Source organism: Pseudomonas sp. Irchel 3E20 (assembly GCF_900187645.1).
In the GTDB taxonomy this organism is placed as follows: domain Bacteria; phylum Pseudomonadota; class Gammaproteobacteria; order Pseudomonadales; family Pseudomonadaceae; genus Aquipseudomonas.
This window is the reverse complement of record NZ_FYEE01000001.1, coordinates 298,031-323,583: the sequence shown is the minus strand read 5'-3', so window position 1 is coordinate 323,583 and position 25,553 is coordinate 298,031. Positions and strand designations below refer to the sequence as shown.

At 61.7% G+C, this 25,553-nt stretch carries 19 protein-coding genes; 9 read left to right on the top strand and 10 right to left on the bottom strand.

The window, feature by feature from the left end; genetic code table 11:
- Positions 1-6: 6 nt before the first annotated feature.
- Both CKW13_RS01315 and CKW13_RS01310 read right to left on the bottom strand, forming a co-directional pair.
- Positions 7-1,188, bottom strand: coding sequence for an amino acid ABC transporter permease (locus CKW13_RS01315; RefSeq protein ID WP_095106193.1), 1,182 nt, complete (start codon positions 1,186-1,188; stop codon positions 7-9).
- Positions 1,189-1,253: 65 nt separating this feature from the next.
- On the bottom strand, positions 1,254-2,285 hold the full coding sequence (locus tag CKW13_RS01310) for an amino acid ABC transporter substrate-binding protein (RefSeq protein ID WP_095106191.1): 1,032 nt from the start codon (positions 2,283-2,285) through the stop codon (positions 1,254-1,256).
- A gap of 465 nt (positions 2,286-2,750) precedes the next feature.
- Between CKW13_RS01310 and CKW13_RS01305 the strand changes: the two genes are divergently transcribed.
- The 5 genes from CKW13_RS01305 (at position 2,751) to CKW13_RS01285 (ending at position 7,960) form a co-directional block, all read left to right on the top strand.
- Positions 2,751-3,407 carry an alpha/beta hydrolase gene (locus CKW13_RS01305; RefSeq protein ID WP_095106189.1) on the top strand — a complete coding sequence of 219 codons (657 nt, stop codon included), beginning with the start codon at positions 2,751-2,753 and terminating at the stop codon, positions 3,405-3,407.
- 83 nt (positions 3,408-3,490) lie between these two features.
- Positions 3,491-4,924, top strand: coding sequence for an ATP-dependent RNA helicase RhlB (gene rhlB, locus CKW13_RS01300; protein WP_095106187.1), 1,434 nt, complete (start codon positions 3,491-3,493; stop codon positions 4,922-4,924).
- A gap of 129 nt (positions 4,925-5,053) precedes the next feature.
- Positions 5,054-6,013 carry an ornithine cyclodeaminase family protein gene (locus CKW13_RS01295; RefSeq protein ID WP_095106185.1) on the top strand — a complete coding sequence of 320 codons (960 nt, stop codon included), beginning with the start codon at positions 5,054-5,056 and terminating at the stop codon, positions 6,011-6,013.
- Positions 6,014-6,129: 116 nt separating this feature from the next.
- Positions 6,130-7,260, top strand: coding sequence for an FAD-binding oxidoreductase (locus CKW13_RS01290; RefSeq protein WP_095106183.1), 1,131 nt, complete (start codon positions 6,130-6,132; stop codon positions 7,258-7,260).
- Between the two features lie 70 nt (positions 7,261-7,330).
- Positions 7,331-7,960, top strand: coding sequence for a transcriptional regulator (locus tag CKW13_RS01285; RefSeq protein WP_095106181.1), 630 nt, complete (start codon positions 7,331-7,333; stop codon positions 7,958-7,960).
- Positions 7,961-8,192: 232 nt separating this feature from the next.
- Here CKW13_RS01285 and CKW13_RS01280 read toward each other — a convergent pair whose 3' ends face one another.
- The 8 genes from CKW13_RS01280 to CKW13_RS01245 all read right to left on the bottom strand — a co-directional run bounded on the left by CKW13_RS01280 (position 8,193) and on the right by CKW13_RS01245 (position 19,655).
- Positions 8,193-8,972: an ABC transporter substrate-binding protein gene (locus CKW13_RS01280; RefSeq protein WP_095106178.1), complete on the bottom strand. Its 780-nt coding sequence runs from the start codon at positions 8,970-8,972 to the stop codon at positions 8,193-8,195.
- 179 nt (positions 8,973-9,151) lie between these two features.
- The gene (locus CKW13_RS01275) at positions 9,152-13,933 is read right to left on the bottom strand and encodes an RHS repeat domain-containing protein (protein WP_095106176.1); all 4,782 of its coding nucleotides are present in this window, start codon (positions 13,931-13,933) and stop codon (positions 9,152-9,154) included.
- Between the two features lie 89 nt (positions 13,934-14,022).
- Complete coding sequence (locus CKW13_RS01270) at positions 14,023-14,994, bottom strand: hypothetical protein (RefSeq protein WP_095106174.1); 972 nt, start codon at positions 14,992-14,994, stop codon at positions 14,023-14,025.
- Between the two features lie 439 nt (positions 14,995-15,433).
- Entirely contained in the window at positions 15,434-15,883 is a 450-nt protein-coding gene (moaE, locus tag CKW13_RS01265; RefSeq protein WP_095106172.1) for a molybdopterin synthase catalytic subunit MoaE, read from the bottom strand.
- A 1-nt stretch (position 15,884) separates the two neighbouring features.
- Positions 15,885-16,130 (bottom strand): molybdopterin converting factor subunit 1, encoded by a 246-nt coding sequence (moaD, locus tag CKW13_RS01260; RefSeq protein WP_095106170.1) that lies wholly within the window; start codon positions 16,128-16,130, stop codon positions 15,885-15,887.
- Positions 16,127-16,600 carry a cyclic pyranopterin monophosphate synthase MoaC gene (gene moaC / locus CKW13_RS01255; protein WP_095106168.1) on the bottom strand — a complete coding sequence of 158 codons (474 nt, stop codon included), beginning with the start codon at positions 16,598-16,600 and terminating at the stop codon, positions 16,127-16,129. Before moaC ends, moaD begins: the two co-directional genes overlap by 4 nt.
- 229 nt (positions 16,601-16,829) lie before the next feature.
- Positions 16,830-18,224, bottom strand: a complete 1,395-nt coding sequence (locus CKW13_RS01250; RefSeq protein WP_095106166.1) for a PhoH family protein — start codon at positions 18,222-18,224, stop codon at positions 16,830-16,832.
- 327 nt (positions 18,225-18,551) lie between these two features.
- Positions 18,552-19,655, bottom strand: a complete 1,104-nt coding sequence (locus tag CKW13_RS01245; RefSeq protein ID WP_371856213.1) for a polysaccharide deacetylase family protein — start codon at positions 19,653-19,655, stop codon at positions 18,552-18,554.
- A 169-nt stretch (positions 19,656-19,824) separates the two neighbouring features.
- Here CKW13_RS01245 and yaaA point away from each other — a divergent pair, with 169 nt between their 5' ends.
- The 4 genes from yaaA (at position 19,825) to CKW13_RS01225 (ending at position 25,548) form a co-directional block, all read left to right on the top strand.
- The gene (gene yaaA / locus CKW13_RS01240; RefSeq protein WP_095106161.1) at positions 19,825-20,604 is read left to right on the top strand and encodes a peroxide stress protein YaaA; all 780 of its coding nucleotides are present in this window, start codon (positions 19,825-19,827) and stop codon (positions 20,602-20,604) included.
- An 842-nt stretch (positions 20,605-21,446) separates the two neighbouring features.
- Complete coding sequence (locus CKW13_RS01235) at positions 21,447-22,763, top strand: nucleotide sugar dehydrogenase (protein WP_095106160.1); 1,317 nt, start codon at positions 21,447-21,449, stop codon at positions 22,761-22,763.
- An 82-nt stretch (positions 22,764-22,845) separates the two neighbouring features.
- On the top strand, positions 22,846-24,327 hold the full coding sequence (gene alg8 / locus CKW13_RS01230; protein WP_095106159.1) for a mannuronan synthase: 1,482 nt from the start codon (positions 22,846-22,848) through the stop codon (positions 24,325-24,327).
- Positions 24,328-24,360: 33 nt separating this feature from the next.
- A complete protein-coding gene (locus tag CKW13_RS01225) occupies positions 24,361-25,548 on the top strand; it encodes an alginate biosynthesis protein Alg44 (protein ID WP_095106157.1) in 1,188 nt (395 codons plus the stop codon).
- The last annotated feature ends 5 nt before the right edge of the window (positions 25,549-25,553 follow it).

Here is a 25,553-nt window from a genome sequence, read left to right as displayed (position 1 = left end):
GTTTCCTCACCGCTCGATCAGCGCAATGCGCTTGTTGTACCAGTTCATCAGCAGGGAAATGCTGATGCTGATCGCCAGGTACACGCTCATGGTGATGGCAATGACCTCGATGGCCTGCCCGGTCTGGTTGAGCACCGTGCCGGCAAACAGCGACACCATCTCCGGGTAGCCGATACCGGCAGCCAGGGACGAGTTTTTCGCCAGGTTCAGGTACTGGCTGGTCAGCGGCGGAATAATTACCCGCAGCGCCTGGGGGATGATGACCTTGCGCAGGGTCGGGCCGTTGCGCAGCCCCAGGGAGTGGGCCGCCTCGGTCTGGCCATGGCTGACCGACTTGATCCCCGAACGCACGATCTCGGCGATAAACGCCGCGGTGTACACCGTCAGGGCCAGGGTCAGGGCCAGCAGTTCCGGGATCAGCACCCAGCCGCCGACAAAGTTGAAGCCTTTGAGCTGGGGCATTTCCCAATGCACGGGCACGCCGAACATCAGGGTGCACAGCGCCGGAATCACCAGCAACAGCGCCAGGCCCACCCAGAACTTGTGGAAAGGCACGCCGGTGGCGTCAAAACGCCGGTTGGCCCAGCGGCACATCAGCCCGATGGCCGCGATGGCCACCAGCACGCTGACCACGAACGGCCAGAAGCCTTCCGCGCCAATGGCCGCAGGCATGTTCAGGCCCCGGCTGCTGACAAAGAAGGTGTCGCCGAAGTTGTGGCTGTTGCGCGGCCCCGGCATGGTCAGGAACACCGCGAAGTACCAGAACAGGATTTGCAGCAGCGGCGGGATATTGCGGAACACCTCCACATAGACCGTCGCCAGTTTGCTTATGATCCAGTTGGGCGAAAGCCGCGCCACACCGACGATGAACCCCAGGAGGGTTGCCAGGATCACGCCGATGAAGGTCACCAGCAGGGTGTTGAGCAGGCCGATGACAAAGACCCGGGCATAGCTGTCCGCCTCGGTGTAGTCGATCAGGTGCTGGGCGATGCCGAAGCCGGCGCTGCGTTCAAGGAAGTCGAAACCGGAGGTGATGCCCCGGTGTTGCAGGTTGGTTTGGGTGTTGTCGAACAGGTACCAGCCCAGCGAAACAACGGCCACGATGGTGATGATCTGAAATAGCCAGGCACGCACTCGCGGATCGCTGAGGCTGAACCTCTGCTTGGGTGCGCCAATTGTTTTTTGCATGAAGTGCCCCAGGAAAAATGGAACAGAACATCACCCGGCGGTTGGCCCGCCGGGTGATAGATCCATCAGCGCACGGGTGGTGCGTATTGAATGCCGCCGTTGTTCCACAGGGCGTTCAACCCGCGGTCGATTTCCAGTGGCGTGCTCTTGCCCAGGTTCTTCTCGAACACTTCACCGTAGTTGCCTACTTGCTTGACCACCTGCACGACCCAGTCCTTGGGCAGTTTCAGGTCCTTGCCGTACTCGCCGTCAGCGCCCAGCAGGCGAGCGACGTCCGGGTTCTTGGTGGACTTGGCCTCAGCCTCGACGTTTTTCGAGGTGATGCCCGCCTCTTCGGCGTTGAGCATGGCGTAGCCGGTCCAGCGCACGATGGCCAGCCATTCGTCGTCGCCGTTACGTACCACCGGGCCCAGGGGTTCCTTGGAGATGGTTTCCGGCAGCACCACGTAGTCCTTGGGCGACGCCAACTTGCTGCGTTGCGCAAAGAGTTGCGACTTGTCGGAGGTCAGCACGTCGCAACGCCCGGATTCCAGCGACTTGGCGCTTTCATCGGAGGTGTCGAAGGTGATCGGGGTGTATTTGAGACCGTTGCCGCGAAAGTAGTCGGAGACGTTCAGCTCGGTGGTGGTACCGGCCTGGATGCAGATGGTCGCGCCGTCCAGCTCCTTGGCGCTCTTGACCCCCAGCTTGTTGTTCACCAAAAAGCCGATGCCGTCGTAGTAGGTGATAAAGCCGGGGAACTTCAAGCCCATGCCCGCGTCACGGGAACTGGTCATGGTGGTGTTGCGCGACAGCACGTCGATTTCGCCCGATTGCAGCGCGGTGAAGCGTTCCTTGGCGTTCAACTGGCTGAATTTCACTTTGGTCGCGTCGCCAAACACGGCGGCGGCCAGGGCGCGGCAGACATCAGCGTCGATGCCCAGGATCTTGCCGGTGGCGTCCGGTACCGAGAAACCCGGCAGGCCATCACTGACACCGCACTGTACAAAGCCTTTCTTTTTCACCGCGTCCAAGGTTGCGCCCGCCTGGGCAAACCCGCTGACACCGAGTACCGCTGCGGCAGTCACGACGGCCAGGGTGGATTTCAACATCTTCATTCAAACCTCCAGTTTTGCTCTTGTTGTGTCGGAGCGAGAGTCTTGCCGCACCCTTGTGAGGCGCTGTTGACCCGTGTTGGCGTTTTTTTGGGCCAAGCGGCGTAAGACCTTCGCTATGAGTCTAGTAGGAGAATTCCCAAATCACGGGAAACCTCACGGCTCACCAAGCGGTCGAACGGGCTATGCCCTTTGCAGTTCGCCGAACCGTGAAGCGGCTGGTGAACGCCCATCCCTGGAGTGATTGCTGTCCCACGAGCACGGGGGCCTGGTAGTGTTACCGCCCCGCGTAGGATCGTCTGTACGAACTTACACATAGCAAACGTCGTACCATTCCTACCGCTAAAGCGATTCAGCGACACTGCAATAGCAAAACGTGCAGCAATGCGACATCTTCGTAACCGACAACCCTGACGCGCCCCCAAAACTCGCACCTACTCTGCGCGCGTGCACAACAATGGAGCAGCCATGACCGAGCCCTTGATTCTTCAACCCGAAAAAGCCGCAGATGCCTGCGTGATCTGGCTGCACGGCCTGGGCGCCGACCGTTATGACTTTCTGCCGGTGGCCGAGGCCTTACAGGAAACCCTCAAGACCACACGCTTCGTCTTACCCCAAGCACCGACCCGCCCCGTGACCATCAACGGCGGCTACGCGATGCCCAGTTGGTACGACATTCTGGCCATGAGCCCGGCCCGGGCCATCAGCCGCGAACAGCTGGATGAATCCACGCAAAGTCTCACCGACCTGATCGAAGAACAGAAAACCCTTGGCATAGAGCCTTCGCGGATTTTCCTCGCCGGTTTTTCCCAGGGCGGCGCCGTGGTGCTGCACACCGCATTCGTGCGATGGCAGGGTGCCTTGGGCGGCGTGATTGCCCTGTCTACCTATGCGCCGACCTTCAGCGACAGCCTCCAATTGTCCGCCAGCCAACAGCGCATTCCGGTGCTGTGCCTGCACGGCCAATACGACGAAGTGGTGCAAAACGCCATGGGCCGCAGCGCCTACGAACACCTGAAATCCCGCAATGTCACCGTGACATGGCAGGAATACCCAATGGGCCACGAAGTGTTACCCGAAGAAATCCACGACATCGGCACCTGGCTGGGCGAACGCCTGCGCTGACCCTGGCGCAGGCTCTTTAAGCAATCCACTACGCCGCGCCCGGTTCTTGCATTACACTGGCCGGCACTTAACCAATTGATGAGATGACCGTGCTCAAAGCACTCAAGAAGATGTTCGGTAAAAGCGAGGCTGAGCAGCTCGCCCCTGTTTCCAGCGCCCCTTCTTCCAGCCCCAGCCAGCCGGCCTGCGGTCATCCGCCCAGGCCAGCCGAGCCTCAGGTTGCGCCCAGGGCCCCTCGCCCTGACGCGGAAAAACCACCGCAACCGCGTCGCGAGCGGGCGCCAAAACCGCCAGTAGCGGCCTGGAAACTCGAAGACTTCGTCGTCGAACCCCAGGAAGGCAAGACCCGCTTCCATGACTTCAAACTCGCCCCGGAACTGATGCACGCCATCCAGGACCTGGGCTTCCCGTACTGCACGCCGATCCAGGCCCAGGTGCTGGGCTTCACCCTCGCCGGCAAGGACGCCATCGGCCGCGCCCAGACCGGCACCGGCAAGACCGCCGCGTTCCTGGTGTCGATCATCACCCAACTGCTGCAAACCCCGCCGCCCAAGGAACGCTACATGGGCGAGCCGCGGGCGCTGATTATCGCGCCGACCCGCGAACTGGTGGTGCAGATCGCCAAAGACGCCGCCGACCTGACCAAGTACACCGGCCTCAACGTGATGACCTTCGTTGGCGGCATGGACTTCGACAAGCAGCTCAAGCACCTCGAAGCGCGCCACTGCGACATCCTGGTCGCCACGCCGGGCCGCTTGCTGGACTTCAACCAGCGCGGCGACGTGCACCTGGACATGGTCGAAGTGATGGTGCTGGACGAAGCCGACCGCATGCTCGACATGGGCTTCATCCCGCAGGTGCGCCAGATCATCCGCCAGACCCCGCCCAAGAGCGAACGCCAGACGCTGCTGTTCTCCGCCACCTTCACCGAAGACGTGATGAACCTGGCCAAGCAATGGACCACCGACCCGTCCATCGTCGAGATCGAAGCCCAGAACGTGGCCAGCGAAAACGTCGAGCAGCACATCTACGCCGTGGCCGGCGCCGACAAATACAAGCTGTTGTACAACCTGGTCACCGACAACGGTTGGGAACGGGTCATGGTTTTTGCCAACCGCAAGGACGAGGTACGGCGCATCGAGGAACGCCTGGTGCGCGATGGCGTGAACGCGGCGCAGTTGTCGGGCGACGTGCCGCAGCACAAGCGCATCAAGACCCTGGAAGGTTTCCGCGAAGGCAAGATCCGCGTGCTGGTGGCAACCGACGTTGCCGGGCGCGGCATCCACATCGATGGCATCAGCCACGTCATCAACTTCACCCTGCCGGAAGTGCCGGACGACTACGTGCACCGCATCGGCCGCACTGGCCGCGCGGGCGCCGATGGGGTGTCCATCAGCTTCGCTGGCGAGGACGACTCCTACCAGTTGCCGTCCATCGAAGCGCTGCTGGGCCGCAAGATCAGCTGTGAAACCCCGCCCACGCACCTGCTGCGGGCCGTGGAGCGCAAGCGCCCGTAAACCTGCGGGCAAAAAAACAGGCGCAGCCGGCAACGGACTGCGCCTTTTTTACGCCTGGCAATTGCAGATAAAAACTAAAAGTCCATAATGGACAAATTAGTTTAATTCAGCCGATCCGGGAGCTTCTGTATGTCCAGCACGCCTTACGTGATTGCCCAACCCCAGGCGCGCCAGCTCCTGGCCCAGGTCGATGTGCCGCAGATTTTGCGCAAGCTGTTCCGCGACCTCGCTGCCGGGCACGCAGTGCAACCGGCCCAGCAACGGGTGGAGTTCCCCCAGGGCGCGGGGGATTTCATCAACTACCTGGGCGTGTTGGCCGAGGACGGCGTGTACGGGGTCAAGACTTCGCCCTACATCGTGCGCGCCGAAGGCCCGTTGGTTACCGCGTGGACGCTGTTGATGTCGATGCACAGCGGCCAGCCGCTGTTGCTGTGCGATGCCGGCGAGTTGACTACCGCCCGCACCGCCGCCACCACCGCCGTGGCGGTAGACGCCCTGGCGCCCGCCACCGCCACGCGTCTAACCCTGATCGGCAGCGGCCCGGTAGCCTTGGCCCATTTGCACTACATCAAAGGCCTGCGCCCGTGGCAGGACATCCGCCTCTACTCCCCTGCCCTGGCGCACAAAAGCGCCGAGGAACTGGCCGGTTTGCGTGCCCTGGACCCGCGCCTGGAGATTGCCAACAGCCGCGAACAGGCCTTGCACGACGCCGATGTGATCCTGCTCTGCACCTCTTCGGCCGGCCCGGTGATCGACCCGGCCACCCTGAGCAAACCGGCGCTCATCACCTCCATCAGCACAAACGCGCCCCGCGCCCACGAGGTACCGCCCCAGGCCCTGGGCGCCATGCAGGTGTACTGCGACTACCGCCAGACCACCCCAGGCGCGGCCGGGGATATGCTGATCGCCGCCGAACAACACGGCTGGAGCGCGGACGCCATTGTCGGTGACCTCGCCGAACTGCTCAGCGACCAGACCCCACGCCCAACCTACGAACGCCACGTGTTCTTCCGCTCCATCGGCCTGGGCCTGGAAGACATCGCCCTGGCTAATGCCTTGTACCGCCAGCTCACCCCCCAGGCGCTGTAGCCAGCAGGCTTGCCCGCGCTCGGCTGCACAGCAGGCGCACACCATCAAGGAGCGCTTTGCGCTCCAGTGCGGGTAAACCCGCTTGCTACGGATGACCGACCTAGTCAGGAGCCCCCATGCCCCAAGCAGACTTCATCATTATCGGCGGCGGTATTGCCGGTGCTTCCACTGGCTTCTGGCTGTCGCGCCAGGGTCGCGTGGTGGTGCTGGAACGCGAATCCCACCCCGGCTATCACTCCACCGGGCGCTCGGCGGCGATCTACACCGCCGCCTACGGTACGCCCCAGGTGCGGGCGCTGACCCTCGCCAGCCGGGAGTTTTTCGACCACCCGCCCGAGGGCTTCTGCGAGCACCCGTTGCTGTCGCCCCGGGGCGAAATGACCGTGGACTTCACCGGTGACGCGGCCGAGCTCAACAACCAATACCTCAGCGCCAAAGCCACCGTGCCACAGATGCAATTGCTCAGCGCCGACGAAGCCTGCGCACGCCTGCCGATCCTACGCCGGGACAAGGTTCACGGCGCGATCTACGACCCCAGCGCCAGCGACATCGACACCGACGCCCTGCACCAGGGCTACCTGCGCGGCATCCGGCGCAATGGCGGCCAGGTCCACACCGACACTCAAGTGCTGGGCCTGCACCGCGACGCCGAGGGCCAGTGGCAGGTGCAAACCCGCGCACAAACCTTCAGCGCGCCAATCATCGTCAACGCCGCCGGCGCCTGGGCCGACCAGCTCGGGGCAATGGCCGGCGCCGCCCCACTGGGCCTGCAACCCAAACGCCGCGCGGCGTTTGTCTTCGCCGCACCCGAAGGCCTCGAGACGCATCACTGGCCGATGTTGGTCAGCCTCGACGAGTCCTTCTACATGAAGCCCGACGCCGGCATGTTCCTCGGCTCGCCGGCCAACGCCGACCCGGTCGAACCCCACGACGTGCAGCCTGAAGAACTGGACATCGCCATGGGCATCTACCAGATCGAAGAAGCCACCACCCTGACCATCCGCCGCCCCACCCGCACCTGGGCCGGGTTGCGCAGCTTTGTCGCCGATGGCGACCTGGTGGCCGGGTTCGACCCGCAGGTGCCGGGGCTGTTCTGGGTGGCGGCCCAGGGCGGTTACGGCATCCAGACCTCCCCCGCGATGGGCATGGCGTCGGCCGCCCTGGTATGCGCCCAGGACCTCCCCGAGCCCCTCGTGCGCTGCGGCCTGAACGCCGCCATGCTGTCGCCGCAACGCCTGCGCGGGTGACGCCCCGCCCCGATTGCGGCACACTCGCAGCGCCCTGTTAAAGGGCGCTGACCTCGCCCGGAGCACCACCATGACCCCACCCCACGCCGACCCGGCCCTGGATAACTTCCGCGCCATTGCCGACGCCATTGCTACGCTGTTTTATCCCCACGCCGAAGTGGTGGTGCACGACCTGCGCACGCAAAAGGTCGACTACATCGCCAACAATCTGTCCAAGCGGCAAATCGGCGACGACGCGGCCCTGGAAGACATGCTCACCGGTGACAGCAGCGAACGGAACATCGGCCCGTATGAAAAGCTCAACTGGGACGGCCAGAAAATCCGCAGCCTGAGCAGCGTGATGCGCGACAGCCACGGCCAGGCGATGGCCGTGCTGTGCATCAACCTGAATATCTCGCTGTTTGAAAGCGCCAAGGCGGCGCTGGACCTGTTTCTGTCACCGAGCAGGCTGATCGCCCAGCCGGACTCGCTGTTTCGCGATGACTGGCAGGAGCGCATTAACACCTTCCTCCACGCCTGGCTGCGCGAGCGGCAACTGAGCCTCAACCTGCTGACCCGCGACCACAAGCGCGAACTGGTGCTGGCACTGCATGCCGAAGGCGCCTTCAAGGGCAAAAGCGCCTCTCACTACGTCGCCAACGTGCTCAACATGGGCCGGGCGACGGTGTACAAGCATTTGAAGGAAGCGAAGGCGGGGTAAAGAGCTGACGCTGTGGAGCGAATAGCCCTGTGGGAGCGGGTGGCGACCCGACGAATGCATCGGATGTACTGGCGCTATCGCGGGCAAGCCCGCACCCACAGCTGAACTGTACTGTGGGTGGGATTTTCATTTTTCCTCTGTGGGAGCGAGCCTGCTCGCGAGGGCGGCACTGAGTCGCGCTGACGAATAGCAGGGGTAAGGCAGTTGCTCCCACAGGGAAGCGGCAGGCGTATCAGTCGCCGTAGATATCGGACTTGAAGTATTTGGCCTGGATCTTCTGGTATTCGCCGCTGGCGCGGATACCGTCGATGGCCGAGTTCAGTTCGCTCACCAGGGCTTCGTTGCCCTTGCGCACGGCGATGCCGGCGCCTTCGCCCACGTATTTGGGGTCTTTGAGCTCCGGGCCGACAAAGGCAAAACCGGCGCCATTAGGCGTGTTGAGGAAACCCTGCTCCAGCGGGATGGTGTCGGCGAACACGCCGTCCAAGCGCCCGGCGGCCAGGTCCATGAAAATTTCTTCGTTGCTGGTGTAGCGCACGATCTCGATGCCCTTGGCTTCCATCACTTCGGTGGCATAGCGGTCGGTGGTGGTGGCGCGCTGCACACCGATGCGCTTGCCCTTGAGGCTGGCGTACTGGTCGTCGACCACCGCGCCTTGCTTCATCGCCAGGCGTGAGGACGTGAAATAGTACTTGTGAGTGAAATTGACCGATTTCTTGCGCTCATCGGTGATCGTCATGGACGACAACGCCGCGTCGATTTTCTTCACTTTCAGCGACGGAATCAGGCCATCGAATTCGCCCTCGACCCATTGGCACTTGACTTGCATTTGCGCGCACAAGGCGTTGCCAATGTCGTAGTCAAACCCGGCGATTTCCCCTTTATCCGTCTTGTAGGCGAACGGTGGGTAAGCGGCCTCGATGCCGATGCGCAGGGTTTTCTCGGCGGCAAACAGGCCGCTGCTGGCCAGAAGGCTCAGGGCCAGGCCGGTAATCAGGGGGTGCTTTTTCATGGGTGTTCTCTCGAAGTGGGCGGAAGAGAGGCAGAGGGATGCAGCAACGACTTAATTTGTACTTATAAATCCATACTGGACTTTTACGTACACCTCGTCAATCGAACGTAAACACCTCCCACCACGGCCCCGGGTGAGGGCCATGCTGGAAGGTGCAAGCAAGGTCAGTGCCGACAGCGTCAGCCCGCGTAAATATCGCCCAACGACGACTGGCGAATGCGCTGCGCCTGCTCGCGGAACGCCTCGAAAAAGCGCTGGCTGTTGCCGAGGGTATCGGCGTGACGGTTTTCATTGCTGTCGCCTTGCAGCGAAGGCTGCTGGGGCGCCTCGTCCTTTGCATTACTGCCGGTGGGGTCACCATTGAGGCTATCAATCCGGCTCAGCGTGCTGCGAACGGTACCTACAGTGCTCAAGGCAAACTTGGTCACGCCCACTCCCCGGTTCACCCAGGTGGGCGCTTCTTGGCCAAGCGAGAGCGACCACCCGCTGTATTTCTGGACACCCGCCAACAACCCGACACTACCTGGCGAAAGCCGTCCCGGGGCCGCACCGGCCACCGCGTTGCTCGCCGCAGCCTGGGCAGCGGAGCGGCCCGCCAGAACGGCCCCGGCGGCGCCCAACGCGGTCGCGGCCAAGCCAAAGCCGAAGGAGGCCCAGCCCAGATTATTGACATGCTGCGATCGGTCCCAGCCCATCGCCAGGTCCACGGCCTCGACACCCAGGCCGGCAATCCCCAGGGTGCCACCCACCAGGCCCAGGCTGCCCCCAACCAGGCCTAAGGCCGTCATCCCGGTCAACGTCACCGCGGCAGCACCCAATAGTGGTGCAACGGCAGCGCCCAGTGTGACCACCGACAGCACCAGCGAAGCCACGCCCAGTACCCATTTCAGCCACGTAGGCACCCAACCGCTGGGGTCATTGAGGTTGACCGGGTTGCAGTAGCAGTAGGCGTAGCTATTTCTACCGCCTTCGCCGAATGGGCTCATCGGGTCCGGCGAGAGGAAGATCATCAGTTCAGGGTCATAGCTACGCCGACCACCGCCCAGGTGATACAGGCCCGTAGCACCATCCAGGCGCTCGCCGTTGAACGCCGGATACTGGCGATCCACCAGGGCCTGGATCTGCGCGCCCTCGGTCGCTGCCGTGCCATAGCCATAAGGTAGGTAGTGCCGATGCTCCTGCGCCTGCCCTGCACGAAGCACCCCACGAATGCTGCCTGCGGCATCCAGCACCTGCAGCTGTGCAGCAGACTCGCCGCCCGTGCGGGCCAGCACCTGCTCTTCATTGCGCCGGAAACTCACCTTGAGCGCCCCCTGGGCCAACCCTTCCAGCCGCCCGCCGCCGTAACCCAAGTAGACCGGCGGCTCACCATCGATACTTTGGCTGACCTGCCGCGCATCGGCGTCATAGCGGTAGGCAAGGTTGGCGCCGGCGCTATGTACGCCAATCAGTTGTTCAAGCCCGTTGAACTCGTAGATGCGCCCCGCCGTACCGCGGACCAGGTTGCCCGATTCGTCATAACTCAAGCGCTCGTCCCGGGGCGGGTGGCTGTGGGTCAGGCGCGTCAGTTGGCCAGGGTCGGTGCCTTCGAAATAACGGGTACAGGTGTCCTCACTGCCATCGCGCAAGCGGGTGACCACTTGGGTGATGTTGTCGAGGCCATCATAGGTGAAGCTCTGGCTCGCCACTGGCCGCCCCAGGGCGTCCTTGGGGAACTGCGGCCCCTGGCACTGGTAAGCGCTCAAGCGCTGGTAACCGTCATAGGTGAAAGTCTCCTCGATCACAACCTGCCGGGCGGGATCGCGCAGGGTCCGCGATGCCAATAACCCATTGGGCAGGTAAGTGCTGGAGATGGTTTGCAGCAACCCGCCATTGCGGATGAATTCACGCTCCTGCTCCCGGCCGAACGGGTCATGCTTGAGCGCCATCACCAGCCTTTCGCTGCCTTGGCGGGTTTCCACGTGGATGACACGGCCGAAATGGTCATAGCCCTGGGTCACCACCAACGAACCTGCGGTCATCGACAGCAAACGCCCCGCATGGTCATAGTCGAACTCGACGGCCTCACCAAAGTCGGACTGTTGTTGCACCAAACGGCCCGAGGAGCCATAGCGGTAACCAAACGCGCGCGTTACGCCGTCACTGACCTGGGCGTCCGCCACGAGACGGCCATGGATGTCGTAATCGAGCTTATGCGCCCTGTCCGCTTCCTTGGAGCTGAGCAACAACGCCGAAATCGGGTCGTACTCGAAAGTCCGGTCAGGGTGTTTTTCCAGAGTACTGCGCACCACCAGGCCCAAATGTGGATCGTAAGTGTGCTGATCCACGTGTCCACGAGGGGAGGTGCTGGAAGACGGTAGTAGCGAGCCAGGCCCGTATTGCCAATGGGTCGGTTTGCCAGAGCCTCGTTGCTGGGACTGCAATCGCCCCAGGTCATCAAACGCGCGGGTGGCCAGCGCAACCCCGTCGACTGTGATACTCGCCACCCGCACCTCGCTGCTTCCCGGCGCGTAGCCCAACACCGTCTTGCGCTGGGCCTGGCCCCCAGGCGGCGTTTCAGCAATGAGGGCCACCCGGTCAAACAGGTCGTAGGTGAACTCGGTGCGTTTGCCGTTTTGATCGACCGTTCGCATTCGGCGCCCAAAACCATCGTACTCATGGGTGACCTTCGTCACCCGCTCGCCGGACGAACTCAAGTGCTCGACCCGCAGCGGCTGCCCAAAGTCATTGAAGTGGGTTTGCGTCAGGTCCAAGCCGTCGACCCCTTGTGTGCGCAGGTTCAGGCGCGGGTCGGACTCATCGATATGTACCGTGGCATCCGGTGCGGTCGTGCGGCTCAGTTGCCCCCAGCCGTTGTAGGCGAACTCGGTCACCAGGGTGCGCACGTTGTTTTCATCGAGATAGTCGATCAGGGTTTGCCGGATTTTTTGCCCCAGGGCGTTGTAATCCAGGCGTTTGAGTACCTGTTCCTTCTGCTCGTCGCCGGTTCCGATCAACCGGGCGCAGGACACCTCCCGGCCATCGCCATCGTAGCGCGTGACAACGCTAACCCCCTTGGCGTCCGTGGCGGTCATCCGCGCCAGCAGCAAATTGCTCGCATTGGCATAGACGTAACTGCGCCGGGCTGCTGCGGCCGTACCCGGCGCCGAAACTTCTGAAACGAGGCGTCCAAGGGCATCGTAGGAAAACGCCAAGGTCGCCCCATCCTCCCCAGTCAGGGCAAGCATGCGCCGGGTACTGAGAGATAAGGTTTGCGAAGACTTGAGCCACTGATTTTCATCGCCACCCACGCGGCGGATCAGCTTGTTCTGTACCAGGCTGTCGCCTTCGAGGCTGTAGGTACATTGCATGGCGACGGACACCTTATCCTGGGTGGTCACGGACGCTTGCAGCCGACCATGCTCGCCCCACTGGCCCGGCGCGTTGTAATGGGTGAGGCGGGTCTGGACCCCTGTGCCGGTAGTGATTGAGGCGGGCAACACAAAAGCAAGGCCGTTGCTGGCGGCCAAGGCGTAGTAGGTGTAGTCGGTAGTCTTGGCCGCCGTCGTTGGGCCACCGGTAGGCGTCGCGGGAAGCTCCCTGGACTGTTTCAGGAAGCGCACGAACGCCCCGTGAGGCTCTGCCGGGCAGCGTTGTACGCCTTGGTCCATCGCCCCTGCGACCGGGTAGAAGTCGTATTCCCTGCGCAGCCCCGACGGCTCGACCCGAGTCAGCTCATTGCCATAGTCGTCGGTGGTGATTTCGGTCACCTCCTTGCGCCCGGCCTGATCGGCAAACAACCTGAAATGGCGGGTGGTACGCCGAGGCAGTTGGAGATTGGCTGGCTGCTCGGCGAAAAGCCGGCCCGGCACCGCGTTGTACTCAATCTCGCGCTCGGTGAGCGTGCCCGCGCAATCGGTGACCTCCCGGGTCAGGAGGTGAAACTTGTTGTACTCGGTGCGCACCACCTGCAGCACCTTATTGGCGTCGTCCCCTTCCTGGCTGCGGACCTCGGTCCAGTAGTCGTAGAGGCCCAGGACCAGGTACAGGTTATCTTCGCCGTCGACAAAACCACCGGAGAACGGGTAACCCGTGAAGTTTTGGGAAGCACTGTAACGGTACGTACGCTTCAACGAGGGTTGGCCAGCGCCAGGAAAGCGAGTCCAACTCTTGACCCGGGGCAGGAACGTGTTGTCCCGGTACTGATGGCCATTTTCCTCGTAGTCGATCCGCTCATCCCCCCCCATAGGGGACTTCACCCGCCTGATCGCCACCAGGCCGCTGCGCAAAGCCTCGTACTCAAACACATAGCTACCGGGCACCCCAGGCCCCATCGGCGCATGCGCCACATCGACGCGCACCAACTGTTCATTGAATTGTTCAAACCAGGTGCGGGCAAAACGCCCGCCTTCGATGCGGGCCTCCACTCCTGCCAACCGCCGGCCGGAATAGTGCAGCACCAGCAGGTCTTCCCCTTGCTGGTTGACGATTCGCTCCAGTGCACCTTGCGGATCGTAGCGAAAGTGCACGCGCTCACCGCTCTCGAACTGCACAGTACTGATGATGTACGGCCTCAGGCTGTTCTGACGGCGCAGGACCTCGACCGTGCCGTCCTTGTAGATCACGTGCAGGCTATCGACGTCCGGGCGTTTGACCACCAAATCTTTCAACTTGCGGTCCTTGAGCGCCATCACACCGCCCACGGACGGCATCCCGTGGGTCTGGAACTGCTCGCCCGTCAACAACGTCAGGCGGCGGGTGTTGAGATCGAACTCGGTATTACTCAGTCGCCAACCAATGCCATAACCATCGTTACGCGGGTTGTACATGGAAAACGACAAGTTGATATCGCGGCTGGCCTCGACCGGCCCCTTCGGGTAAAGCGTGGTCAATCGTACCTGGCAGCCATATTGGCCAGTGCGAGGATCGACCTGACCATTCAAGTGGGCACTGAAATTGAAGGCGTTGGAATACACATTCATGGATGAATGTCTCCTCTTAACTCGGATTCAGGATGAAGTAACGGATACCGAGACGACAACTCGATATCCGTGAAAGTAGCGAAATTCAATCAACCGTGGTCGCGCAATACCAGAACATTCGATTCATCTTCAGAGCCCAGCAAGAAACTATGTTCCACACCGTAGTTATCCAAAATCCGCCAAACGACATCACGACCCTTGACAAGTCTCAAAAACATTCTCGCCCAAACACGAATCGCGCGCATTTGCGTCGGGTACTTATCAATCCGAAACGTTTTATTCTCATGACCCTTGACCGGACAAACATCAATCACCCGCAATGTAGTTACAGCAGAGTCTATATCGATCACGCCCCCCACCAGCATGGTGCTGTTCATTCGAAAGTCACTATAGAAGGGGCGCAACGCACGCCCTACGCCAGCGATATCGACTGCATTGTCGATCCCTAAGTTCTTGACCAGGCGCAAACCCGCCGGCAGGCTCCAATAGTAAACATCGATATCGAGAAAAACGGGGTTGGCCGACAAGGCATCATCTCGTTCAGCGACGAGTTGCGCGGCGCGCAGTTTTTCATAAGGCCGAGTGGGTTCGATAATCACCGATGAGCCAGCCCCCACGTTGTAGGTGGTGTATGTCTTGCCCCCCACCACTACCCGAGCCATGAAACGCTGGGCTTCGATCGCCACGCGCGCATCGACCCGCAAATAGCGCTCTACCACCTCGCCGCCGCCCGTAGTACCGGCCGATGAGGCAATTGGGGAACCACCCCGCAAGCCCGTATCGAACTCGTTTTTGGTGGTATCACACGACCATCCGGTTGGCAGTTTTTCATTTTCATTGGCCGAGTAACGAGTAATTGTGAGGCTGGCAAGCTCCTCGGGAGTCAGGGGTTCAGACTCTCCGACTTCCCATTCATCACGGATGAAGCGCCTTTCCTTATCGATAATTACTTCGACCTTACATTGATGCCGGCCGTTGGCATAAAGTGCCTTTGTCGAATCTCCCACACCGGGCAGTACAACTTTGAAGATATTGACAATATATTTATCAGCAGAAACCATATTCACTCTCCCTGTGTGCCTTGCGGCATGGTTCGCGCACTGATTGCAGACGTGTCAGTGAGCGCGCATAAATCTACAAGTTAAAATAACAACCAGAAGCACAAGTGACCCGCCATTACTGCCACAAGCAAACTTTAAGGCCTTTCCTCTAGCGTTAACTGAAGCGTATCAGAAAAACAAAAATAGTCACCTCAAGAGCAAGAGCAACAAGTTTCATTTTGTGAGATTAGAAAATCGAACAATATAGGTAACAGCACCGTTTCCTCGCGCAAAAGTACAAAGGATTAATCCAACACGCGAAATAGTACCCACAGCCATACGCCGAAGTAACGAGCCCCTACGGTTAAACTTTTAAGTAAATAGAATTTATTCCCAGCAGGCGAGATCAAGGCTATTAATCGCGCTTTACTCGATCACTGTCGCAACAAGTTGTACGAAGTTACTTCCAGCGATCCGCCGCCGCGTGGTCGCTGTCGCGGCCTTCGACCCAACGCGGGCCATCGGCGGTGGTTTCTTTCTTCCAGAACGGGGCGCGGGTTTTCAGGTAATCCATGACAAAGGCGCAGGCGTCGAATGCGGCCTGGCGGTGGGCGCTGGCGGCGGCGACGAAGACGATGGGCTCGCCCGGTTCCAGGGCACCAACGCGGTGCAGCACTTCAAGCTTGAGCAACGGCCAGCGCTGCTCGGCTTCACCCGCGATCTTGGCCAGGGCTTTTTCGGTCATGCCCGGGTAGTGCTCCAGGAACATCCCGGCCACGTCTTGGCCATCGTTGAAGTCGCGCACGTAGCCGACAAAACTCACCACCGCGCCCACACCGGCATTGGCCGCGTGCATCGCGTTGACTTCAGCGCCGGGGTCGAACGCCATGGGTTGCACGCGAATGGCCATCTCAGCCTCCGGTCACGGTGGGGAAAAACGCCACTTCATCGCCATCGGCCAGCGGTTCGTCGAGCTGGCACAGGTCTTCGTTGCGGGCGCACATCAGGTTTTGCTCACGCAGGACCTCGGCGCCGTCGCGCTGTGCCAACAACAGGCGCACGTCATTGACGGTGGTGAACTCGCCTTCGACGCTCAACGCGTCCACGCCCAGCGCCTCACGGTAACGGGCAAAGAACTTGACGCTGATGGTTTTCATTGCGCATCCGCCTGGTAGTGGCCGCTCTTGCCGCCGAGTTTTTCCAGCAGGCGCACCGACTCGATGGTCATGCCCCGGTCCACGGCCTTGCACATATCGTAGATGGTCAGGGCCGCGACGCTGGCGGCGGTCAGGGCCTCCATTTCGACGCCGGTCTGGCCGGCGAGTTTGCAGCGGGCCACGATCAGCACCGCGTCGTCGCCCTGGGCGCTGAGCTCGACCTTGATGCTGGTCAGCAGCAGCGGGTGGCACAAAGGGATCAAGTCGCTGGTTTTCTTCGCCGCCTGAATGCCGGCGATGCGCGCCACGGCGAACACGTCACCCTTGGGGTGGCCGCCGCTGACGATCATGTTCAGGGTGTCGGGGAGCATGCGCACAAGCGCCTGGGCCACGGCTTCACGGGAGGTCACGGCCTTGTCGGTGACGTCGACCATGTTGGCGCGGCCTTGGGAATCGAGATGGGTCAGCACGGGGTTACTCCTTATCAGGAGGCCCGATTGTAAACCCGTGGGTCAGTTTCCCGCAGGGCTGATTGACCGGGTGGGTGCGACAGGACGCCGCTGCGGGGGTGAACACACGCTTGTGGCAGCCAAATACCTGTGGGAGCGGGCTCTGCCCGCGATGGCGGTCTACCAGCCAGTTGATGTACCGACTGGTGAGCCGCTATCGCGGGCGGGCCCGCTCCCACAGGGTTAGGGGTTAGAGGTGGCTCTCGGCGTATTCGGCCAGGATCGAGCGCGGCACCCCTTGCAGGGTGATGTGGACGCCGTTGGGGAAGTCCTTGAAGCGTTCGGTCAGGTAGGTCAGCCCCGAGCTGGTGGCCGACAGGTAAGGGGTATCGATCTGCGCCAGGTTGCCCAGGCACACCACTTTGGAACCGGCGCCGGCACGGGTGATGATGGTTTTCATCTGGTGCGGGGTGAGGTTCTGGCATTCATCGATCAGGATCAGGCTTTGCTGGAAACTGCGCCCACGGATGTAGTTGAGGGATTTGAACTGCAACGGCACCTTGCTGAGGATGTAGTCGACGCTGCCGTGGGTGTTCTCGTCGTCCATGTGCAGGGCTTCGAGGTTGTCGGTGATGGCGCCGAGCCAAGGCTCCATTTTTTCCGCCTCGGTGCCGGGCAGAAAGCCGATTTCCTGGTCCAGGCCCTGCACGCTGCGGGTGGCGATGATGCGCCGGTAACGCTTGCTGACCATGGTCTGCTCGATGGCCGCCGCCAGGGCCAGGATGGTTTTGCCGGAACCTGCCGCGCCGGACAGGTTGACCAGGTGGATGTCGGGGTCGAGCAAGGCATACAGCGCCAGGCTCTGGTAGATGTCTCGCGGTTTGAGGCCCCAGGCCTCCTGGTGCAGCAGGGGCTCCTGGTGCAGGTCGAGGATCAGCAACTTATCGACCTGGATTTCCTTGATCCAGCCGACAAAACCCTGCTCGTCGATGATGAACTCGTTGATGTGCACCGCCGGCAGGTTGTCGATCAGTTGCACCTGGTGCCAGGTGCGGCCGTGGTCCTGGCGGGTTTCGACCTTGCTCACGCGGTCCCAGAAGGAGCCGGTCATGGTGTGGTAGCCATTGGGCAGCAGCGACACGTCGTCGACCAGTTGGTCGGTGCTGTAGTCTTCGGCCGCAATTCCGCAGGCGCGGGCCTTGAGGCGCATGTTGATGTCTTTGGTCACCAGCACCAGGGGCAGCGACTTGTCGCGGGCGTGCAGGTCCAGCAACTGGTTGATGATGATGTTGTCGTTCAGGTGCTCAGGCAGCACCAGGTTGGGCTCGGCGCGCTTGCTCATCAGGATCGACAGCAAGCCCTTGGGCCCGCTCTTGCCGCGCTGGATCGGCACACCCAGTTCGACGTCCTGGGGCGTGGCATCGCCCAGGGTCTTGTCGATCAGGCGGATCGCCTGGCGGCATTCGGCCGCGACGCTGTGATGGCCACTCTTGAGCTTGTCCAGCTCTTCAAGCACGGTCATCGGGATGGCCACGTGGTGTTCTTCAAAATTGAGCAGGGCGTTGGGATCGTGAATCAATACGTTGGTATCGAGTACATAAAGGATTGGCTGGTTGGAGGAAGGTCTGCGTCCGTTATCATCCATACTCGGTCACCTTTTTGGGAGCCAGTCGACGCAATCGCTGCGCCTCGAAATGGCCGCCGAATTTCACCTGTGGGGACTCAAGTGAACCTGACACGTGTGGGTCTTGGAAGACGCCACCTGTGTTGCAGGTTTCGGCGGTCTGCCTTCGTAATACTCCAAAACCTGTGACAGGAAAAAGCACTTTGACGCTTTTTTGAAGTTTATTTTGCAGAGTGACCAATAGCCCTTGGCGCACCGCCATCAGGCAACTAGAGTCAATGGTTACGCCGTGGTCATTTGCCGCAGCCCATCGCCTCCAGCCCCAGCAAATACGGGGTTCGGCCCGTTTCAGCGAAACCCGTCCTGGCAATCCTCCCAACCGATGCCACTTTGCGCCGTTTGCGTGACCAACCAGGGCAACGCGGTCTTGGCGCCGTCCTGGCGCGCATTGAAGTTAATGACCCCGTGGCGCCACAGCAGCATCAGGGTCAGCACCCGGTCGGCGCTCTGCTGGGGGCTGAGGCGGCCGGAGGTGTCCTGCGGGTCGATGTCCCACAGCGCCACCTGCAAACCCTGGGCACGCAAGAACCCGCCGGCGTCGGCCCGGCGCTGGCCGTAGGGTGGGCGGAACAGCGGCACGAAGTTCTCCGGCAGTTTGTTTTTCACCAGGTCCACGCTGCGCTCGATGGAGTATTGCCAGTCCTGCCAATGGCTGTGGGAGCGGTACTCCCAGCCCTGCACCCCCACGCATTGGCGCGAGTACAGCGCCTGCAGCGAAGCCACCGAACCCTGGGCCAGGCGCGCCTGCACCTCGGCGCCGAGTACAAAGAAAATCGCGCTCAGGTTGGCCTTGCGCAGGTAATCGGCCAGCCACGCGGCGTTGTCGGGCTGCAGCGCCGCCGAGCTGTCGAAGGTGAGCAAAAACAAGCGGTCGTTGAGTTCATCGCCATTGCGTTCGTAGTCGCCAAAGCGCTCGATTTCGCTGCTGGTCTGCGGGAAGAGCGCGGCCTTGCGCAGTTGCTCGTCCAGGTAACGCTCATGGAAGCTGCGGCTGGGCTCGGCCCAGCGGGCGTAGAACGAGTCCTCGCCCAGGGCGAACTTGCCGGCCTGCTCGCGCAGGGTGTCCAGGTCCTGCACCCAATAGCAGAACGAGGCGTCCTGGTCGCAGCTTTGCTGGGCGAAGTTGTAATTGGCCAGCAGGCGCTGCCACATCCGCTCGCGCACCCGCTCGATGGCGTCGCGGTTGATCTGGCGCAGCCCCAGGCGTTGCTTGAGGGCGGTTTCGTCCAGGGCTTCGGAGGCCAGCAAGGCGCGGGCGAAGGTCAGGATCTCGGCCCGCGAGGCGACGTCGAACAGGGTCGGGCTGCTCAAGGGTTCGGGCCAGGTGCTGCGGTCCAGGGTCGCCACGTCACCGGGCGCGGCCAGCGCGCCGACGCTCAACAACCCAGCCATGAGAAAACACGCGATACGCAAGGGACTGCCTCCATAACAAAGCCCGCGCGGCACTATAGCCGATTCGCGGGTGCGCTCCCTGCTTGCTACGGCCAGGCTATGGCCGTCATAGGTGGAGTCAAAACGCCATAGCCCCTAGAATCGCCGCACGTTTACAGGAGACGACTTCATGCTGATGGTGATTTCCCCCGCCAAAACCCTCGACTATGAGACCCCGCCCGCCACGTCGCGCTTCACCTTGCCGCAGTACCTGGACCATTCCCAGGCATTGATCGAGCAGTTGCGCGAGCTGAGCCCGGCGCAGATCAGCGAGTTGATGCACGTTTCCGACAAAATCGGTGGCCTCAACGCCGCGCGCTTTGGCAGTTGGACGCCAGCCTTCACCCCAGACAACGCCAAACAGGCGCTGCTGGCGTTCAAGGGCGACGTCTACACCGGCATGCACGCCGAAGACTTCAGCCAAGCCGACTTCGACTACGCCCAACAACACTTGCGCCTGCTTTCCGGCCTCTACGGCCTGCTGCGCCCGCTGGACCTGATGCAACCCTATCGCCTGGAAATGGGCACCAAACTGGCCAACGCCCGGGGCAAGGACCTGTATGCGTTCTGGGGCACGCGCATCAGCGAATGGCTCAATGAGGCCCTGGCCGAACAGGGTGACGACGTGCTGCTCAACCTGGCCTCCAACGAATACTTCTCGGCGGTCAAGCGCAGCGCCCTCAACGCGCGCGTCATCAACACCGAGTTCAAAGACCTGAAAAACGGCCAGTACAAGATCATCAGTTTCTACGCGAAAAAGGCCCGGGGCCTGATGAGCCGCTTCGTCATCCAGGAACGCATCAACGACCCCGCCGCCCTCAAGCACTTCGACGCCCAGGGCTACCGCTTCAGCGCCGAACAGTCCAAGCCCGACAGCCTGGTGTTCCTGCGCGATCACGCGCCCCAGTAACAGCCCATACAAATCCCTGTGGGAGCGAGCCTGCTCGCGATGGCCAAGTGTCCGTCACACAGGCAACCATCGCGGGCGAGCGGAGCGCCGCCCGGCCCGCTCCCACACAGGCCGTCTCCATACAACCTTGTCCTACAAAACCCGTTGTTCTCACCTTGCCCTACACGCCTCTCAGAAAAAAATTGCAAAATATTTCGTAGTGGCACGTGACTTTTTTATCGATAGTGGCAAATAACTATCTACCCCGCTGAACTCCCCGCAACTAAGGGGCCAAACTGCAAATGCTATCAATATAGTATTAGTGCCATCTTTTTAAATATCCGCCCAATTGCGCAGAATCGAGATGAGTGGCCTGGAACTATGTGTTCCGAAGCGGCTCCTACAACCGGTAACGATTCTCACAAGACTTGTAAGAGATGACCTACACAACAACTTCCGCGCTGTCACTAAGTTGTCATTAAAACGTTGACTGGCCGGTCGAGTATTCAAACAACGGATCGAGAACTGGAGATAAGCATCATCACTATCCCCTACCAGGCCCCGGCTTAGCTCATCCCAACAGCCCGGCGCAGGCTCACCGGCAAGGTCCCCATCCCTTGCCCCAACGCCTGCCACCGCGGCTCGCGCACTGCCCCTGAAGGCAGTGCGCGACATTTCAGGGCAAGCCCTTATAACAAGGCCAAGTTGCGCACAACTTGAGTGCAGTTAATTAGCCACTCGAACTTTGTATGCCCGCACAGTGCATCGCGGCGCCTGTTCGCCCGTTATTCGAGTGCACCGACAACAGCAAAATCATTAACTCCGGCCATCTAATTGGCGTGATTAATACAGAGGTAAATACGATGCGCATCAGCATATTCGGTTTGGGTTACGTCGGCGCAGTCTGTGCCGGTTGCTTGTCCGCACGGGGCCATGAAGTCATTGGCGTGGATATCTCCCAAGACAAGATCGACCTCATCAACGCCGGCAAATCCCCCATCGTCGAACCGGGCCTGGGCGAATTGCTTGCCCTGGGCATTCACACCGGCCGCCTGCGGGGCACCACCGACTTCGCCGAGGCCATCCGCGGCAGCGACCTGTCGATGATCTGCGTCGGCACACCGAGCAAAAAGAACGGCGACCTGGAGCTCAACTACATCGAAGCCGTGTGCCGCGAGATCGGTTTTGTCCTGCGTGACAAGAGCACCCGCCACACCATCGTGGTGCGCAGCACCGTGTTGCCCGGCACCGTGAAAAACGTGGTGATCCCGATCCTCGAAGACTGCTCCGGGAAGAAGGCCGGGGTGGATTTCGGCGTGGCGGTCAACCCCGAGTTCCTGCGTGAAAGCACGGCGATCATGGACTACGACATGCCGCCTATGACCGTCATCGGCGAGTTCGACAGCGCCAGCGGCGACGTGCTGCAAGCCCTGTACGAAGAGCTCAAGGCACCGATCATCCGCAAGGGCATCGAAGTGGCCGAAATGATTAAGTACACCTGCAACGTCTGGCACGCCACCAAGGTCACCTTCGCCAACGAGATCGGCAACATCGCCAAGGCCGTGGGCGTGGACGGCCGTGAAGTGATGGAAGTGGTGTGCCAGGACAAGACCCTCAACCTCTCCCAGTACTACATGCGCCCAGGCTTCGCCTTCGGCGGCTCGTGCCTGCCCAAGGACGTGCGCGCCCTCACCTACCGCGCCAGTTCCCTGGACGTCGAAGCGCCACTGCTCAACTCGCTGATGCGCAGCAACGAATCCCAGGTGCAAAACGCCTTCGACATCATCAGCGGCCACGACAAACGCCGCGTCGCCCTGCTGGGCCTGAGCTTCAAGGCCGGCACCGACGACCTGCGCGAAAGCCCCCTAGTGGAACTGGCCGAAATGCTCATCGGCAAGGGCTTTGACCTGAGCATCTACGACAGCAACGTCGAATACGCGCGCATGCACGGTTCGAACAAGGACTATATCGAATCCAAGATCCCCCACGTCTCGTCCCTGCTCAACGCCGACTTCGACTCGGTGATCGACAACAGCGACGTCATCATCCTGGGCAACCGCGACGAAAAATTTCGCGCCCTGGCCCAGACCGCCCCGCAGGGCAAACAAGTGATCGACCTGGTCGGCTTCATGAACCAGGCCACCAGCGTCAGCGGCCGCACTGAAGGAATTTGCTGGTAAGAGCAGCGGCAAGCGGCCAGTGAAGCGCTGTTCACTGGCCGCTTGCAACTGGTCGCTCCTTCTCTCTTTTGCGGAAAAGCCTATGTCCAAGCTAAATCAATTTTTCCTGCAAGCCGCTGGCTGGCTGTTGTACCTGAGCCTGTTGATGGGGCTGGCCGCGCTGTTGCCGCCGTCGATTTTCGACGCGCAGTCGCGCGACTTCATTTTCCTGATTGGCGCGGTGGGGATCTGGCGCTACTCCATGGGCGCCACCCACTTCATTCGCGGCATGCTGTTTCTCTACGTGGTCTACCCGCACCTGCGGCGCAAGGTGCGCAAACTCGGCGCCTCGGCGGACCCCTCCCATGTGTTCCTGATGGTCACCAGTTTTCGCATCGACGCCCTGACCACCGCCCAGGTCTACAGCTCGGTGATCCGCGAAGCCATCGACTGCGGCTTCCCCACCACCGTGGTCTGTTCCCTGGTGGAAATGTCCGATGAGCTGCTGGTCAAAAGCCTGTGGGCCCGGATGAACCCGCCCGAGCGCGTGCAACTGGATTTCGTGCGCATCGCCGGCACCGGCAAGCGCGATGGCCTGGCCTTTGGCTTTCGCGCCATCTCCCGGCACCTGCCGGACGACCGCGCCGTGGTCGCCGTGATCGATGGCGACACCGTGCTGGCCGAAGGCGTGGTGCGCAAGACCGTGCCCTGGTTCCAGTTGTTCGGCAATGTCGGCGGCCTGACCACCAACGAATTCTGCGAAGTGCGCGGCGGCTACGTGATGAGCCAATGGCACAAACTGCGTTTCGCCCAGCGCCACATCAACATGTGCTCCATGGCCCTGTCCAAGCGTGTGCTGACCATGACCGGGCGCATGTCGGTGTTCCGTGCCCGGGTGGTGACCGACCCGGCGTTCATCGCCGATGTGGAAAGCGACTCCCTGCAACACTGGCGCCTGGGCCGCTTCAAGTTTCTCACCGGTGACGACAAGTCCAGTTGGTTCAGCCTGATGCGCCTGGGCTACGACACCTTCTACGTGCCTGACGCGGCCATCCACACCGTGGAACACCCGCCCGAAAAAAGCTTCATCAAGGCCAGCCGCAAACTGATGTTCCGCTGGTACGGCAACAACCTGCGCCAGAACGCCCGCGCCCTGGGCCTGGGGGTCAAGCGCCTGGGCCTGTTCACCAGCGTGGTGCTGTTCGACCAGCGCGTGTCGATGTGGACCAGCCTCCTGGGCCTGACGGTAGCAATCATCGCCAGCTTCAAGTACGGCACCGCGTTCATCCTCGTCTACCTGCTGTGGATCGGCATCACCCGCCTGCTCCTGACCCTGCTGCTGGCCTGTTCCGGGCACCGCATCGGCCCGGCCTACCCGCTGATCCTCTATTACAACCAGATCGTCGGCGCGCTGGTGAAGATCTACGTGTTCTTCCGCCTCGACCAACAATCCTGGACCCGCCAGGACACCAAACTGACCCGCGACCTGCAAAGCGCCCAGCGCTGGTTCAACACCTGGTCGTCGCGAACCATGACCTTCTCCGCAGGCAGCATCTTCGTCGCCGTGCTGCTGATGATGGTTTGACCCGACCCGCCCGAATCAACAAGGACCTGCACCATGAACAGCTCACTCAACACCCGCGGCGCCAACGTCAACGTCGTCCACGAATCCGAAGCCCAGCGCCAGCACGCCCGGGTCAAGATCCCGGCCAAACTGCGCTTTATCGACGCCAGCGGCACCCCCCTGATGGCCCGCGTCGAAGACCTCAGCGCCGGCGGCCTGTGTTTCAACGCCGGCACCGGCAAACCCCTGGCCCTGGGCCAGGTACACAAGGGCCGCTTGCAATTTGTCATCGACAACCTGGGCCTGGGCATGGACGTCGAACTGCTGATCCGCTCCTACGACCGCCAAAGCGGGCGCACCGGGTGCGAGTTCCAAAACCTCGAACCGCAAGACATCGCCACCCTGCGCCACCTCATCACCTCGCACCTGGCCGGCGACATCGTGACCCTGGGCGACGTGCTCGCCACCCTGCAACGGGACAACTTCACCAAGGCGCGCAAGGTCAAGGACAGCGGCAGCGGCATGAGCGTCTTTGGCCGTTTGCGCGCCGTGGTTTTCAGCGCCGGGATCTTCATCGTCGGCTTGGTGGCGTTCGGTTTTATTTTCAAATCGGTGTACGGCCTGTACTTCGTCAGCCACGCCCAGGCCGGCCTGGTGAGCGTGCCGGGGATGAACGTGACCATGCCCCGCGATGGCACCGTGCAAAGCCTGGTCAAGGCCGACGGCATGGCCGCCAAGGGCGCGCCGCTGGCCACGTTCAGCACCAGCATGCTCGACGTACTCAAGGGCCACCTGGACGAAGACCAATTGCAACCGGCCAAGGTCGAGGAACTGTTCGGCAAGCAAATGACCGGCACCCTCACCTCGCCCTGCGACTGCGTCGTCACCCAGCAACGGGTCGCCGACGGCCAGTACGCCAGCAAGGGCGACGTGATCTTCCAACTGGTGCCGCGCCATAGCCAGGCCAACGTGGAAGCACGCTTCACCTACCGCCAGTTCGCCGACGTGCACCCCGGCACCCAGGTCAACTTCCAGGTCGCCGGCGAAGATGACGTGCGTCGCGGCACCATCGTCAGCAGCACCAGCCTCAACAGCGCCGACCTGGCCTCCGACATCCGCGTCCAGATCAAACCCGACGCCCCCCTCGACAGCGCCCTGGCCGGCCAACCGGTGGACGTGCGCAGCGACCGCGGCCCGTCGATGAACTGGCTGATCGACAAAGCCATGGCCGCCGGGCTCTGAGGGAG